This is a genomic window from Serratia sp. DFXYC6 (genome assembly GCF_057196085.1).
Genome location: NZ_JBXUNV010000001.1, coordinates 2,052,075 through 2,065,886, shown reverse-complemented (window position 1 = coordinate 2,065,886; position 13,812 = coordinate 2,052,075). Strand labels below are relative to the sequence as shown.

At 60.6% G+C, this 13,812-nt stretch carries 14 protein-coding genes, 2 tRNA genes and 1 other RNA gene; 10 read left to right on the top strand and 7 right to left on the bottom strand.

Features of this window, described 5'->3' with window-relative positions:
- The first annotated feature begins 188 nt into the window (after window positions 1-188).
- Window positions 189-545 carry a helix-turn-helix domain-containing protein gene (locus AC2CGQ_RS10160; protein ID WP_004928813.1) on the top strand — a complete coding sequence of 119 codons (357 nt, stop codon included), beginning with the start codon at window positions 189-191 and terminating at the stop codon, window positions 543-545.
- 54 nt (window positions 546-599) lie between these two features.
- Here the strand turns inward: AC2CGQ_RS10160 and AC2CGQ_RS10155 are convergent.
- The 3 genes from AC2CGQ_RS10155 to AC2CGQ_RS10145 all read right to left on the bottom strand — a co-directional run bounded on the left by AC2CGQ_RS10155 (window position 600) and on the right by AC2CGQ_RS10145 (window position 1,254).
- Window positions 600-719, bottom strand: a non-coding RNA gene (locus AC2CGQ_RS10155) — RtT sRNA.
- Between the two features lie 47 nt (window positions 720-766).
- Window positions 767-856: transfer RNA gene (locus AC2CGQ_RS10150), tRNA-Ser, on the bottom strand.
- A 308-nt stretch (window positions 857-1,164) separates the two neighbouring features.
- Window positions 1,165-1,254 (bottom strand) — tRNA-Ser (locus tag AC2CGQ_RS10145).
- A gap of 447 nt (window positions 1,255-1,701) precedes the next feature.
- On the opposite strand from AC2CGQ_RS10145, the gene AC2CGQ_RS10140 reads away from it, so the two are divergent.
- From AC2CGQ_RS10140 to AC2CGQ_RS10115, 6 genes are all read left to right on the top strand, one after another.
- Window positions 1,702-3,168, top strand: coding sequence for a peptide MFS transporter (locus AC2CGQ_RS10140; protein WP_099982655.1), 1,467 nt, complete (start codon window positions 1,702-1,704; stop codon window positions 3,166-3,168).
- A 127-nt stretch (window positions 3,169-3,295) separates the two neighbouring features.
- Window positions 3,296-4,237, top strand: coding sequence for a glyoxylate/hydroxypyruvate reductase GhrA (gene ghrA, locus AC2CGQ_RS10135; RefSeq protein WP_021505290.1), 942 nt, complete (start codon window positions 3,296-3,298; stop codon window positions 4,235-4,237).
- Window positions 4,238-4,327: 90 nt separating this feature from the next.
- Complete coding sequence (locus AC2CGQ_RS10130) at window positions 4,328-5,065, top strand: phosphatase (protein WP_004928821.1); 738 nt, start codon at window positions 4,328-4,330, stop codon at window positions 5,063-5,065.
- Between the two features lie 42 nt (window positions 5,066-5,107).
- Entirely contained in the window at window positions 5,108-5,686 is a 579-nt protein-coding gene (locus AC2CGQ_RS10125) for a TorD/DmsD family molecular chaperone (protein ID WP_484593647.1), read from the top strand.
- Between the two features lie 157 nt (window positions 5,687-5,843).
- Window positions 5,844-6,497 (top strand): tellurite resistance TerB family protein, encoded by a 654-nt coding sequence (locus tag AC2CGQ_RS10120; protein ID WP_099982672.1) that lies wholly within the window; start codon window positions 5,844-5,846, stop codon window positions 6,495-6,497.
- A 68-nt stretch (window positions 6,498-6,565) separates the two neighbouring features.
- Window positions 6,566-8,599 (top strand): S9 family peptidase, encoded by a 2,034-nt coding sequence (locus AC2CGQ_RS10115; RefSeq protein ID WP_172574634.1) that lies wholly within the window; start codon window positions 6,566-6,568, stop codon window positions 8,597-8,599.
- A gap of 35 nt (window positions 8,600-8,634) precedes the next feature.
- Here AC2CGQ_RS10115 and exoX read toward each other — a convergent pair whose 3' ends face one another.
- Together exoX and AC2CGQ_RS10105 are read right to left on the bottom strand one after the other, a co-directional pair.
- Window positions 8,635-9,303, bottom strand: a complete 669-nt coding sequence (exoX, locus tag AC2CGQ_RS10110; RefSeq protein WP_004928833.1) for an exodeoxyribonuclease X — start codon at window positions 9,301-9,303, stop codon at window positions 8,635-8,637.
- A 26-nt stretch (window positions 9,304-9,329) separates the two neighbouring features.
- Window positions 9,330-10,076 carry a carbon-nitrogen hydrolase family protein gene (locus tag AC2CGQ_RS10105; RefSeq protein ID WP_015377477.1) on the bottom strand — a complete coding sequence of 249 codons (747 nt, stop codon included), beginning with the start codon at window positions 10,074-10,076 and terminating at the stop codon, window positions 9,330-9,332.
- A gap of 369 nt (window positions 10,077-10,445) precedes the next feature.
- Between AC2CGQ_RS10105 and dksA the strand changes: the two genes are divergently transcribed.
- Window positions 10,446-10,871: an RNA polymerase-binding protein DksA gene (dksA, locus tag AC2CGQ_RS10100; RefSeq protein WP_004928840.1), complete on the top strand. Its 426-nt coding sequence runs from the start codon at window positions 10,446-10,448 to the stop codon at window positions 10,869-10,871.
- A 4-nt stretch (window positions 10,872-10,875) separates the two neighbouring features.
- On the opposite strand, the gene AC2CGQ_RS10095 is transcribed toward dksA, so the two are convergent.
- Window positions 10,876-11,772, bottom strand: coding sequence for a LysR family transcriptional regulator (locus AC2CGQ_RS10095; protein ID WP_484593646.1), 897 nt, complete (start codon window positions 11,770-11,772; stop codon window positions 10,876-10,878).
- Between the two features lie 148 nt (window positions 11,773-11,920).
- Here AC2CGQ_RS10095 and AC2CGQ_RS10090 point away from each other — a divergent pair, with 148 nt between their 5' ends.
- Complete coding sequence (locus AC2CGQ_RS10090) at window positions 11,921-12,316, top strand: RidA family protein (protein ID WP_166445024.1); 396 nt, start codon at window positions 11,921-11,923, stop codon at window positions 12,314-12,316.
- A gap of 156 nt (window positions 12,317-12,472) precedes the next feature.
- A complete protein-coding gene (pip, locus tag AC2CGQ_RS10085; RefSeq protein WP_004928848.1) occupies window positions 12,473-13,426 on the top strand; it encodes a prolyl aminopeptidase in 954 nt (317 codons plus the stop codon).
- A gap of 31 nt (window positions 13,427-13,457) precedes the next feature.
- Here pip and AC2CGQ_RS10080 read toward each other — a convergent pair whose 3' ends face one another.
- On the bottom strand, window positions 13,458-13,688 hold the full coding sequence (locus tag AC2CGQ_RS10080; protein ID WP_044031457.1) for a DNA polymerase III subunit theta: 231 nt from the start codon (window positions 13,686-13,688) through the stop codon (window positions 13,458-13,460).
- Window positions 13,689-13,812 lie beyond the last annotated feature (124 nt).

The window sequence follows — 13,812 nt, the reverse complement described above, 5'->3', positions numbered from 1 at the left end:
GGCGCAACGTTAGGTTTTGAAACACATTGGTGTCACATTAATGTATCAATATCGGTTACATTAATTGGGTGGAGTATAGTGGCGGCTTTCCGGTAAATGCAATAATAAAAATTGCATTTAAAGCGAAACTGTTGCAACGTATGTGCATCGGGCAGAGGGTGACCCTGCCGAATGATGGGAGCATCAGCATGAACACTACGGGCTTTATTACCGATTTGAAGGCGTGGATCGACAACAATCTGGAAGAGAAACTGGATATTAACACCGTGGCGGACCGCGCGGGCTATTCCAAATGGCATCTGCAGCGCATGTTCAAACGCCAGACCGGCTACGCGCTGGGGGAGTATATCCGCATGCAAAAACTGAAAGTGTCGGCGGAGCGCCTGGCCAACAGCGGCGAGCCTATCGTCAGCGTGGCGATCTCGCTTGGCTTCGACTCACAGCAGTCGTTCAACCGCAGCTTCAAACGCCAATTCGGCCAAACGCCGGGCGACTGGCGCCGCGCGCTGGCGCAGCCGGCGTCAATGGGGCGCACGCACCACTGAGCGGTTGGGGTATGGGGATAAAAAAGCCTGAATTTGCGTTCGGGCTTTTTTGTATGGCGGTGAGGGAGGGATAGATTCGCTGCGCTCACCCTGCGGGCCGCCGTTGGCGGTCCAAAACGCAGGCGTTATGTCGAACCCTGTCGAGGGTTCTCACCCTCCCGGTCGGTGCGCTATGCATACAAAAAAGCCTGAACTTTCGCTCAGGCTTTCTCGTTAGAATATGGCGGTGAGGGAGGGATTCGAACCCTCGATACACTTTCGCGTATACACACTTTCCAGGCGTGCTCCTTCAGCCACTCGGACACCTCACCATATTTTTTTGTTGCGAAATCATCGCTGCAACGGGGCGCTACTATAGGGAGTGGGGCCGATCCGGTCAAGAATAATTTCTGTGTTTTTGTTTGTCCGCTCAACCCGTGTTCACTTTGCTGAAAACTGCGGCGAACGGCAGGGCGGAAGCCATGAAAGAGCGAGAACATCAGGGGTAAGGTTCGTTGATAACCGGCGGAAATGGGAATCACGGTCACAGAGGGAGGGAGATGCGCTGCGCACGCCCCTCTCGGCGGTGCACCATGCAAAAAAAAAGCCTGGACGCGAATCCAGGCTTTCTCTTTGAATTTGGCGGTGAGAGAGGGGTTCGAACCCTCGATACACTTTCGCGTATACACACTTTCCAGGCGTGCTCCTTCAGCCACTCAGACACCTCACCGTTTTGTCGTCGATAACGCCTTGCGCTGTCGACGGGCGCTAATGTAGGAGAATCTGATCTCAGCGTCAACCCTCTTATTTCATTCTCATGACTGTTTAGCCAAACTTGCAGCAATTTGCTGATTTACCGAACGATATTCCCACTCTTGGCCGTCGGCGGGCAGGGCGGACTACGTTCAAAACGCGTGAAAGATGATTGTTTGACCTTTTTCTGTACGGGTAGCTCAATATATCGCCAATGAGATCGGTCTATTTGCTGTTATATGCATTAATACTGGATTATTAGTCAAATGTGTCGCTAAATGGAATTATGTCGGCGCGGCGTTTTTGGCAAGGAACATCACGGCGCCGCGCAGATTGCCGGGAGACAGGCCGGCGATATCGCAGACAGGGACAGACTCATTACATAATAATGCAGTAGAGGTTCGTTTTGACTCCTTCAGATGCCATGCCGGCGCCGCAAGCGCGCCATGCCATTCCCCCCGGTGCGGGGGCGCTGTTCTTCATCCAGATCTTCGCCACACTGGGCTTCGCCGTGCTTTACTCCACGCTGGTGCTGTACGCCACCAAGCGATTGGGCTTCAACGAAAGCAGCGCCAACGCCATGATGGGCGTGTTCGGCGCCTTCAACTATGGTCTGCACATGTTCGGCGGCTACCTCGGCGGCCGTTTCCTCAGTAACCGCAATCTGTTCGTGCTGGGCATGGTGTTGCAGGTGATCGGCTGCGCGCTGATTGCCGTCGCGGGCGTGTGGGGGCTGTACTGGGGGCTGGCGATGTTCCTGACCGGCAGCGGCCTTAACGTGACCTGCATTAATATGATGCTCACCCAGCGTTTCAAACCGGATGATGACCGGCGCGAATCGGCATTCCTGTGGAACTACGCTGGCATGAACCTCGGGTTCTTCGTTGGCTTTACCGTCGCCGGGTATTTCCAACTGACGGAAAACTATCGCGCGCTGTTCCTGTTCGCCACGCTGGGCAATGCGGCGGCGATCATCGTCGCCGTCTGCCGCTGGCGGATTCTGGCGGATCTCAATACGCCGCTGCACGATGCCAGCCGCAGTCAATACCGTTGGCGCATGCTGGTCGGGCTGGCGGTGCTGGTGGCGCTGGTGCCGATTATCCGCGTGATGCTGACCCACGCCGAGTTCAGCGGCCATTTCGTGATCGTGCTCGGCGCGCTGATCTTCCTGATGCTGTGCGTGGTGACGCTGCGCCACCATCCGCGCGATGAGCGCCGCAGAATGGCGGCCTATCTGATCCTGGCGCTGGGGTCGCTGGTGTTCTGGGCGCTGTATCAGCTGGCGCCGATGGGGCTGATGCTGTTCTCCGAGCACAACATCAACCTGAACGTTTACGGCATTCAGGTGGCGCCGCAGTGGATCCAGAATATCAACACGCTGGTGATCGTGGTGGGCGGCCCGCTGCTGGCCTGGTGGTTCAATCGCCTGCGCGCCCGCGGTTGCAACATCGACATTCCGCTGCAGTTCTCCGGATCGCTGTTCTGCATCGGGCTCGGCATGCTGGTGCTGCCGCTGGGCATCAGCATGGCCGGCGGCGACGGGCTGGTGGCGTTTAAATGGATCGTCATCAGCTATGTGCTGCAAAGCGTCGGTGAATTGATGATCTCGCCGATCGGTTACGCGATGATCGGCAAGCTGGCGCCGCCGCGCTATCAGGGCGTGATGATGGGCTGCTGGATGATGGTGACCGGCGTCGCCTCGGTGCTGGCGGGCTACGTCTCCGGCCTGATGCCGGAAAACAGCGGCAGTACGCCGCTGCAAACCAATCCCGGCTACAGCGAAATCTTCAGCGCGCTGGGCTGGGGGGCGACGGGCGTCGGCATGGCGATGCTGATCCTCATTCCGCTGTTGCGGCGCCTTATCCGGCGCGACGGTCCGTCTGCCGCCTGATTTGGCGAGAATACACAGCAGCCCCACTGGTCGGGGCTGTTTTTATTTTGGGCTTTAACGCTTGCATCCGGCGGCGAATCGCGGAAGGCTGAAGGAAAACCAATAAAAACAAACCGGAGCCCGCAGTATGAACATCATCTATTACCACCCCTTGTTTAACGCCCAGGAATGGCTGACCGGCATCAAGCAACGCCTGCCGCAGGCCGAGATCCGCGAATGGCAGCGCGGCGACGAGCGGCCGGCGGATTACGCGCTGGTATGGCGCCCGCCGCACGAAATGTTAGCCAACCGCCGCGATCTGAAAGCGGTGTTCGCCCTCGGTGCCGGCGTCGACGCCATTCTCGATCAGGAGCGCAAACACCCCGGCACACTGCCCGCCGGCGTGCCGCTGCTGCGGCTGGAGGATACCGGCATGGCGCAGCAGATGCAGGAATATGCGCTGAGCTATGTGCTGCGCTATTTCCGCCGTTTCGACGAGTATCAGGCGTTGCAGCAGCGGCAGGAATGGCAACCGCTCGATCCGCACTCGCTGGATGATTTCACTATCGGCATCCTCGGCGCCGGCGTGCTGGGGCAGAGCGTGGCGCGCAAGCTGACCGAGTTTGGCTTCAGCGTACGCTGCTGGAGCCGCAGCGCCAAACAGATCGACGGCGTGCAAAGCTTCGCCGGAGAGGCGCAGCGCGGCGCCTTTCTCGACGGCGTCAAACTGCTGATCAACCTGCTGCCCAATACGCCGGAGACCGTCGGCATTCTCAACCGTGAGCTGTTCGCGCAACTGCGGCCGGGAGCTTACCTCATCAACATCGCGCGCGGCGCGCATCTGGTGGAGGCCGATCTGCTGGCGGCGCTGGAGCAGGGGCAACTGGCCGCCGCCACGCTGGACGTGTTCGCCCGCGAGCCGCTGCCGCAGGATCACCCGTTCTGGCGTCATCCGCGTGTCACCATTACCCCGCATATTGCTGCCATCACGTTGCCGCAGCAGGCGATGGATCAGATCGCCGCCAACATCCGCGCGCTGGAGGCGGGGCATGCCCCGGCCGGCGTGGTCGACAGGCAACGGGGTTACTGAGCCTTCAGCCGCCGTTCGGTAACTGATAAGCTGTTATCGTCATCGCGCCTGTCCGTACCTTTGCGGGCGGGCCCTCTGGAAGGAGAAACAATGTACCCCGTTGATTTGCATATGCACACCGTCGCCAGCACCCACGCCTACAGCACGCTGCACGATTACATCGCCGAAGCCCAGCAGAAGGGCATCAAGCTGTTCGCCATCACCGATCACGGCCCGGACATGGCCGATGCGCCACACTATTGGCACTTCATGAACATGCACGTGTGGCCGCGCCGGGTGAACGGCGTGGGCATTTTGCGCGGTATCGAAGCCAACATCAAAAACCTGCAGGGCGATATCGACTGCACCGGCCCGATGCTGACGGCCACCGACGTGATCATCGCCGGTTTCCATGAGCCGGTGTTTGCGCCGCAGGATAAAGCGTCCAATACTGAAGCGATGATCGCCGCGATGGCGCAGGGAGACGTGCATATCATCAGCCACCCCGGCAACCCGCGTTACCCGATCGATATTCCCGCCGTCGCGGCGGCGGCGGCCAAATACGAGGTGGCGCTGGAGCTGAATAACTCGTCGTTCACCCACTCCCGCAAGGGCAGCGAGGCCAATTGCCGGGCGATCGCCGCCGCGGTGCGCGACGCCGGCGGCTGGCTGGCGCTGGGTTCGGATTCGCACGTCGCTTTTTCACTGGGTAATTTCGAGCACTGCGAGCGCATCATCGAAGAGGTGGGCTTCCCGCAGGAGCGCATTCTCAACGTCAGCCCGCGCCGGTTGCTGGATTTTCTCGAGCGGCGCGGCAAGCCGGCGATTGCGGAATTGGCCGATTTGTGACATCGTCCCGGCAAAATTTTCCGTATTGTATAAGGCATTATCATGAATGAGTTTTCCATTGTCTGCCGCGTGCTGGGTACGCTGTTCTACCGCCAGCCGCAGGATCCGCTGCTGGTGCCGCTGTTCGCGCTGATCAAAGAGGGCAAGCTTCAGCAGCACTGGCCGCTGGAGCAGGATGACCTGCTGAAGCGCCTGCAGCAGGGCTGCGACGTCAACCAGCTGGCGACCGACTTTAACGCGATGTTCGTCGGCAGCGAATGCAGCGTGTCGCCGTTCCGCTCCGACTACGTCGAAGGCGCCAGCGAAGCGGAAGTGCGCACCTTCCTGCAGCAGCGCGGCATGCCGCTGGCGGAGGCGCCGGCCGACCATTTCGGCCAGCTGCTGCTGGCCGCTTCCTGGCTGGAGGATCAGTCGCAGGAAGATGAAGCGCAGGCGCAGATCGCGCTGTTCGACGAGTTTCTGCTGCCGTGGTGCGGCCGCTTCCTCGGCAAAGTGGAAGCGCACGCCACCACCGGTTTCTACCGCTCGCTGGCGCTGATGACCCGCGACGCCATCCAGGCGATGCGCGACGAGCTGGCGGAGTACGAGCAGGACGACGAAGCGGGCGACGAAGACGCGTAACGCCGCAGCCATCCAGGCGGGCCGCCCGGCCCGCCGAGCCGCTAAACACAGGTTTGCATCCCCCAGACGTAAATTGACAAAAGATCCCCTAATCTGGCGGTTTACCGTCGGTTCGGCCGCGCCTGCGCGCCGCGCTTTTTCACGCAAGGGGTAGATGATGAAAAGTAACTGGATGCAGCAGATTCAAACGTTGATCGGGCAGAAGGCCGGCGCGATGGGCGGGGCGGAAGGCATCGGCAAGCTGCTGGCGCCCACGGCGCTGGGCGGTTTGGTCGGCGTGCTGTTGGCCAACAAATCCTCGCGCAAGCTGGTGGGCAAGTTCGGCAAGAATGCGCTGATTATCGGCGGCAGCGCGGCGGTGGGCGCGGTGCTGTGGAACAAGTATAAGCAGCGGGTGAAAGAGACCCACCAGGACGAACCGCAGTTCGGTTTGCAAACCACGCCGGTGGATCTGCGCGCCAAGCGTTTGGTGCAGGCGCTGGTGTTCGCCGCCAAGAGCGACGGCCATATCGATGCCGACGAGCAGCGCGCCATCGATCACAGCCTGTCGCAGCTGCAGGTGGGGGAAGAGGCGCAGGCCTGGGTGCAGGAAGCGCTCGATCAGCCGCTCAACCCGGAATTGATCGCCCGCAGCGTGCAAAATGAAGACGAGGCGCTGGAGGTTTACTACCTGAGCTGTCTGGTGATCGACGTCGATCACTTTATGGAGCGCGGCTACCTCGATGCGCTGGCGCAGGCGCTGAAGATCCCGGCGGACGTCAAGCAGGGCATCGAGAGCGACGTCAACGAGAAAAAGCGCGAGCTGGCGTAGCGCCGCTTGGCAAGCCGGGGGGAATCGTGTCACTCTTGCCGCAATCTATGTAAGCGGATGATTTAGCAATGATGACCCCACCGAAAGCGGAAAAACGCCCTTATCCCATCACCATTCACGGCGACACGCGCGTGGATGACTACTACTGGCTGCGCGACGACGAGCGCGCAGACCGCCAGGTGCTGGACTACCTGCAGGCGGAGAACGCCTACACCGATGCGATGCTGAAGCCGCAGCAGGCGCTGCGCGAAACCCTGTACGAAGAGATGGTGGCGCGCATTCCGCAGCAGGAACATTCGGTGCCTTACGTGCGCCACGGCTATCGCTATCAGACGCGCTATGAACCGGGCAACGAATACGCGATTTATGTGCGCCAGCCGCAAACCGAGAGCGAGCACTGGGAAGTGCTTATCGACGGCAACCAGCGCGCCGAGAACCACGAGTTTTACACCCTGGGCGGGCTGGACGTCAGCCCAGACAATCAGCGGCTGGGGGTAGCGGAAGATTTCCTGTCGCGCCGCCAGTATGACATTCGTTTCAAGAACCTGGCCGACGGCAGCTGGGCGGACGAAGTGTTGGAAAATACCTCCGGCAGCTTCGAGTGGGCTAACGACTCCTCGACGGTGTACTACGTGCGCAAGCACGCCAAGACGCTGTTGCCGTATCAGGTCTATCGCCACGTGGTGGGCAGCGATCCGCAGCAGGATGAGCTGATTTACGAAGAGCTGGACGATACCTTTTACGTCGGGCTGGAGAAGACCACCTCCGAGCGTTTTATCCTGATCCACCTGAGCAGCACCACCACCTCGGAGATCCTGCTGCTGGACGCCGATCGTGCGGACGCCAAACCGCAGCTGTTCGTGCCGCGCCGCAAGGATCACGAGTACGCCATCGATCACTATCACCAGCATTTCTACATCCGCTCCAACAAGGACGGCAAGAACTTCGGCCTGTACCAGAGCGAGCAGGCGGACGAAGCGCAGTGGCAGACGCTGATCGCCCCGCGCGCCGACGTAATGCTGGAGGGCTTCAGCCTGTTCCGCGATTGGTTGGTGGTGGAAGAGCGCAATGCCGGCCTGACGCTGCTGCGCCAGATCCACTGGCAGACGGGCGAAGAGAAACGCATCGCCTTCGACGATCCGACCTACACCACCTGGCTGGCGTATAACCCGGATCCGGAAACCGCGCTGTTGCGCTACGGCTATTCGTCGATGACCACCCCGACCACGCTGTACGAACTGAACATGGACAGCGGTGAGCGGACGATGCTCAAACAGCAGGAAGTGAAGAACTTCACGTCGGAAAACTACCGCAGCGAGCGGGTGTGGGTGAAGGCGCGCGACGGCGTCGAGGTGCCGGTCTCGCTGGTGTATCGCCAGGACAGCTTCCAGCGCGGCGCCAACCCGCTGATGGTGTACGGCTACGGCTCTTACGGCAGCAGCATGGATCCGGCGTTCAGCGCCAGCCGCCTGAGCCTGCTGGATCGCGGTGTCGTGTTCGCGCTGGCGCACATTCGCGGCGGCGGTGAGCTGGGGCAGCTGTGGTATGAAGACGGCAAACTGTTCAACAAGCAGAACACCTTCAACGACTTTGTCGACGTGACCGAAACGCTGATCGCCCAGGGGTACGGCGACGGCAAGCGGGTGTTCGCCATGGGCGGCAGCGCCGGCGGCCTGCTGATGGGCGCGGTGATCAACCAGGCGCCGCAGCTGTTCCACGGCGTGGTGGCGCAGGTGCCGTTCGTCGATGTGGTGACCACCATGCTGGACGAGTCGATCCCGCTGACCACCGGCGAATACGACGAGTGGGGCAACCCGAACGAGCAGGCCTATTACGACTACATCAAACAGTACAGCCCGTACGATCAGGTGAAGGCGCAGGCATACCCGCATCTGCTGGTGACCACCGGCCTGCACGATTCGCAGGTGCAGTATTGGGAGCCGGCCAAGTGGGTGGCCAAGCTGCGCGAGCTGAAAACCGACGATCGGCAGCTGCTGCTGTATACCGACATGGATGCCGGCCACGGCGGCAAATCCGGCCGCTTCAAGGCCTATGAGGATATTGCGCTGGAGTACGCCTTCATTCTGGCGCTGGCGGAGTAACGGCGAACAGCGGGCGGCCTGCGCCGCCCGCTGTGCTAGCCAATCAGATAGTATTTCAGCGTGTGTTTCATGTCCGGGCTCAGATCGTCGATGGATTTCAGCATCCAGCGCAGATAGCCGGGATCTTCCTGGGCGATGCGATCGATTTCCTGCCCGCGATACTTGCCGAATTTGAACTTCTTCAGCAGCACCGGCTGTTCGGTGATCTGCACCATTTGCTCCGGCGTCCAGCCCGAATCCTTGATGATGCGTTGCAGCAGCGCGGCGGTGACGTAGCAGTCGTACAGCGCGCGGTGCGGGTACAGCGTGGCGTCTGCCGGCAGCTGCACGTCCAGGTTCAGCGCGTAGCGCAGATACTGGTTGCCGTACTTGATGTCCGGATACAGCGTGCGCGCCAGCTTGAGGGTGCAGATCCAGGCGCCGTTCATCTCCGGCAACACCCCGCGATCAAAGGCGGCGTTGTGCGCCACATAGTAGGGGCTGCCCTGATAGCGGCCGATCGCCACCGCAATGCGCGGTTTGCCTTCCACCATCTGTTCGGTGATGTGGTGAATAGCCATCGCGTCGAGGCTGATGGGGCGATCCGGGCTGACCAGGTCGCTCATCGGATTGGTTAACTGGCCGTCGAGCAGATCGAGGGAGGCCACTTCCACCACGCCGCCGTCCAGCCCGCAGGTCTCGGTATCTATTACGCGTAACGTCATGCTTTCCTCCGCGTTGCCGTCAGGCTTCAGCTTAACCGGCACAGGCGGCCGTGCCAACCGTCGAAAGTCTTGCCGGCGATGATCAGCCCAGGAGCGTCATCCGGCGCGGCAACCAAAAGCGCTCCCGTTTCATCCCAGATGGCGCTGCGGCCTGCCGGGATCCAGCCGCCGGTCGGCGCCGCATGGTTGGCCATCAGCGTGACCATGCCGTAACGCCGGGCATAGCCTGCCAGCGCGGCGCTGTCTTTCGCGTAACCGGCTTCAGATACCAGCACGCCGGCAGCATAAATCTGCGCGCCCGCCTGTGCGGCGGCGCTTGCGTGGCCGGGCTCCGAAGTATCGGCGCAGATGGCCAGCGCGATGCGTTGCCGATGTATTTCCAGCAGCGAGCCGCCATCGCCGGGCAAGAACCGTTGCCGTTCCGCGCCGTGCAGATGCTGCTTGGTATAGGGCGTCAATGCGCCATTGGGGTGAAAGATCAAGGCGGCGATATGCAGCGCCTGGCCGCTGCGTAAGGGCGCGCCGACGATGATCGTCATCTGATGCGATTGCGCCGCCGCAGCGAGCGGTTGCAGACGCGGATCGCCCAGCGTCAGCGCCAGTTCGGCAGCATCAGCCAGTTCATAGCCGCTTAGCGACAGTTCGGGAAACACCAGCAGCTGCACCTGCTGTTGGGCTGCCTGCGCGACAAATTCAAGGTGACGTTCAAGGTTACAGGCGATATCGGCCGCAGCGGCGGGGTATTGGGCGGCGGCGAGGGTGAAGCAGGACATCGGCCATCTCTCCTGTGAGGCAATAAAAAACCCGCCTTGGCGGGTTTAATGACGGATGGAAGGACGCTTACTCACCAGACGGATGCGCTTTTTTGGCGCGTTTCTCCGCACGTTTCTCTGCTGGGGTTTTCAACGGCTTCTTCTTCGCATTTTTTTTGCTATCCATTCCCTTACTCATGATGGCCTCTCGTTACCTATGATTGGGTGGCTTGCTCAGCCATTAACCGCCTAAAGCCGGCAGGATGCAAGCGACAAAGTGCGAATTGCACTTAACCGGCTGTTTGCACGTGAAATTTTGTTTTTGGATGACCGGGTGATAAAAATAATTATTATGTTATAATATTACACTTTCAATATTCGGAGAACGCAATGACTGTGATGGCATTACCGGATGCGCAGCAACTGCTGGCCATGCCGGATTCTGATTATATGAACTCGGTTCAACGGGCGTTTTTCCGTCAGCTGCTGCAGGATGAGCGGCAAAAGCTGCTGCTGCACATCGATGAGCTGAAAAAAGAGATCGATGGCGGCGAAGCGACGGGCGATGAGGCCGACAAGGCGGCGCGCGAAGAGGATCTGCGCCTGCTGTTCCGCCAGCTGGATCGCGAAAGCCGCCTGCTGCCGAAAATCGATGCGGCGCTGGCGCGCTTGCAGAACGGCGAATACGGCTACTGCCGGGAAACCGGCGAACCCATCGGGCTGGCGCGCCTGCTGCTGCGTCCGACGGCGGAACTGAGCATTGAGGCGAAAACCGCGCAGGAGATGCGTGAGCCGCATATGCGTAAAGGCGGGTAAGGTCTCAGCCGCCGAGCGTATCCACCAACAGATCGAGAAAGCGCCTGACGCGAGGTTCCAGCAGGCGCTTATTCGGATAGAGCGCCACAATCCTGACTTCTTCACCCGCCACGGCGCGCAACACCTGCCGCAGACGGCCGGCGGCCAGGTCCTCCGCAATCATAAACTCCGGCAGATACGCGATGCCCAACCCGGACAGAGCGGCGTCGCGTAACGCTTCCCCACTGTCTAGCCGCAGGCGGCCGCGCACCGGGGCCTTGACCCATTCGCCGCGCTCGTCGCGCAGCCGCCAGGGCTGTTTTTGGTTGCGGCTGCTGAACAGCAGAGCCTCATGCCCGGCGAGCGACTCGACGGTTTGCGGTTCGCCACGGGCGGCGAGGTAGGCGGGGGAGGCGCACAGCAGGGCGCGATACCTGGCGAGGGTTCTGGACACCAGCCGGGTATCCGGCGCCGTGACGCCGATCCGCACCGCTAAATCAAATCCTTCTTCCACGATATCCGCCAGGCGATCGGAAAAACTGATCTCCACCTGCACCTCAGGCCAGGTGACGAGAAATTTCGGCACCAGCGGCAACAGGATCCGTCTGCCGAAGGCGGCGGGAGCGGTCAACCGCAGCACCCCGCGTGCGGTGCCTTTGTCGCCGGCCACGCTGGCCTCGGCGTCGTCGACCGAAGCGAGGATCTGCAGACCGCGCCGATAAAACTCCCGCCCCTCGTCGGTCAGGCCAAGCGAACGCGTGGTGCGATGCAACAGCCGCACGCTCAGCCGTTGCTCCAGACGCGCGATGGCCTTGCCCGCCGCCGAACGCGATAGCCCCATCGTCTGTCCGCCGGCGACAAAACTGCCGGCGTCGACGACGGCCATGAAAACCTGAATGTCATTGAGATTCGCCCGTAGCATGCTGCCCTCCGAGAACCGGTGAAAAGACAATAAATTTAACATATTCAATATATTAAATGCATCGTTAACGTCGTTTCAGTGACGACATCCATTCGCCAATCAAACGATTATAGTCGCCATGGAAACGATAAACGGTTGGAGAAACAGCATGAAAAACGGCATCACGCACTACCATCACGGGGTCATTTGGGAAGAGGAGAATGGCGTGTCCCAAGGCATTCGCGTCAAAGACACCCTCTATATTTCGGGGCAGTTTTCCCATGATATGCAGGGTGAGTTTATCGGCGCGGGCGATATCGAACGGCAAACCCAGCAGACGTTGGACAACCTGGATCGGGTATTGGCGGGATTCGGCGCCGAACGTTCGAACCTGGCGTATGTGGAGATCTATCTGACTGACGTACAGGCGCATTTTGAACCCTGCGTTGCGTTGTTCAAGCGCTATGTCGGCGATCACCGGCCTGCCGGTTCGCTGATCGGCGTCATTGGGCTGGCTTCGCCCGAGCAGTTGGTGGAGATCAGCGCGATTGCGCACCTGAACTGATCGGGCCTGTGGGCGTTTTGCAAGCAGGTCGTTGTGATTTTGAGCAAACGCGCGCCGAGTTCCCGGCGCGCGTTCGAGTTTTCGGGTTTTACCGTTGACCTGCCGGGCGGCTTCCGCTTTGATGAAAGCATGACTCACAGAGAGACGGAAAGCGCCATGGAACAATTACGAGGTTTGTACCCGCCGTTAGCGGCATACGACAGCGGTTGGCTGGACACTGGGGATGGCCACCGGATCTACTGGGAGCTGAGCGGTAACCCGAACGGTAAGCCGGCGGTTTTCATTCACGGCGGGCCGGGCGGCGGCATCTCCCCGCATCATCGTCAGCTGTTCGATCCCGAACGCTACAAGGTGCTGCTGTTCGATCAGCGCGGCTGTGGCCGCTCCCGTCCGCATGCCAGCCTGGACAACAACACCACCTGGCATTTGGTGGCCGATATCGAGCGGCTGCGCGAAATGGCCGGCGTCGAACAGTGGCTGGTGTTCGGTGGTTCCTGGGGATCGACGCTGGCGCTCGCCTATGCGCAGACCCACCCGGAGCGCGTCAGTGAAATGGTGCTGCGCGGCATCTTCACCCTGCGCAAGCAGGAGCTGCATTGGTATTACCAGGACGGCGCTTCGCGCTTCTTCCCGGAAAAATGGGAGCGCGTGCTGTCCATCCTCTCGGATGACGAGCGTAAAGACGTGATCGCCGCCTACCGGCAGCGGCTGACCTCGGCCGATCCGCAGGTGCAGCTTGAAGCGGCCAAACTTTGGAGCGTGTGGGAAGGGGAGACGGTCACGCTGCTGCCGAGCCGCGAATCCGCTTCGTTCGGCGAGGATGATTTCGCGCTGGCGTTCGCCCGCATTGAAAACCACTACTTCACCCATCTGGGCTTCCTGGAGAGCGACGACCAACTGCTGCGCAACGTGCCGCTGATCCGCCATATTCCGGCGGTGATCGTCCACGGCCGTTATGACATGGCCTGCCAGGTGCAGAATGCCTGGGACCTGGCCAAGGCCTGGCCGGAGGCGGAGCTGCATATCGTGGAAGGGGCGGGGCATTCGTATGATGAGCCGGGCATTTTGCACCAGCTGATGATCGCCACCGACCGGTTTGCCGGCAAGTGACGCAAAAAACCCGCCGTAACGGCGGGTTTTTCTATTTAGCCTTCGGCTCGTACGGCAGGCGCGAAAACTTGTGGGATTCCGCGCGGTAGTGTGCCACGCGCTCGCGAAAATAGTCGCGCAGCGCTTCCGGTTGCTCGCGCTCCACCACTTCCGGGATCACCGGCATGTTGTAGCGCTCTTTATACGCCACGCCTGAGGCGGCGAGATCCACATTCACCCTGTCCATTTCCTCTTTGGGCAGCTCGGCCAGATTGTAACCCACGCTATGCTCCTTACTTACTTTGCCGCATTGAATCTGCGCAGAAGGTAATCCACCCGGCGGCGCTTGGCAAGCCCATTACGCCGTTGCCGGGAGCGATATTTATCCAGCAGTAATGCAATCTATT

What these genes read in the sequence shown, in the direction of transcription:
- AC2CGQ_RS10105 (WP_015377477.1), bottom strand. Translation starts at nt 10,076, where the DNA reads ATGTCCTGCTTCACCCTCGCCGCCGCCCAATACCCCGCCGCTGCGGCC.
- AC2CGQ_RS10090 (WP_166445024.1), top strand. Translation starts at nt 11,921, where the DNA reads ATGAAAAACGGCATCACGCACTACCATCACGGGGTCATTTGGGAAGAG.
- AC2CGQ_RS10140 (WP_099982655.1), top strand. Translation starts at nt 1,702, where the DNA reads ATGCCGGCGCCGCAAGCGCGCCATGCCATTCCCCCCGGTGCGGGGGCG.
- AC2CGQ_RS10160 (WP_004928813.1), top strand. Translation starts at nt 189, where the DNA reads ATGAACACTACGGGCTTTATTACCGATTTGAAGGCGTGGATCGACAAC.
- AC2CGQ_RS10095 (WP_484593646.1), bottom strand. Translation starts at nt 11,772, where the DNA reads ATGCTACGGGCGAATCTCAATGACATTCAGGTTTTCATGGCCGTCGTC.
- AC2CGQ_RS10115 (WP_172574634.1), top strand. Translation starts at nt 6,566, where the DNA reads ATGATGACCCCACCGAAAGCGGAAAAACGCCCTTATCCCATCACCATT.
- AC2CGQ_RS10130 (WP_004928821.1), top strand. Translation starts at nt 4,328, where the DNA reads ATGTACCCCGTTGATTTGCATATGCACACCGTCGCCAGCACCCACGCC.
- ghrA (WP_021505290.1), top strand. Translation starts at nt 3,296, where the DNA reads ATGAACATCATCTATTACCACCCCTTGTTTAACGCCCAGGAATGGCTG.
- exoX (WP_004928833.1), bottom strand. Translation starts at nt 9,303, where the DNA reads ATGACGTTACGCGTAATAGATACCGAGACCTGCGGGCTGGACGGCGGC.
- AC2CGQ_RS10120 (WP_099982672.1), top strand. Translation starts at nt 5,844, where the DNA reads ATGAAAAGTAACTGGATGCAGCAGATTCAAACGTTGATCGGGCAGAAG.
- dksA (WP_004928840.1), top strand. Translation starts at nt 10,446, where the DNA reads ATGACTGTGATGGCATTACCGGATGCGCAGCAACTGCTGGCCATGCCG.
- pip (WP_004928848.1), top strand. Translation starts at nt 12,473, where the DNA reads ATGGAACAATTACGAGGTTTGTACCCGCCGTTAGCGGCATACGACAGC.
- AC2CGQ_RS10125 (WP_484593647.1), top strand. Translation starts at nt 5,108, where the DNA reads ATGAATGAGTTTTCCATTGTCTGCCGCGTGCTGGGTACGCTGTTCTAC.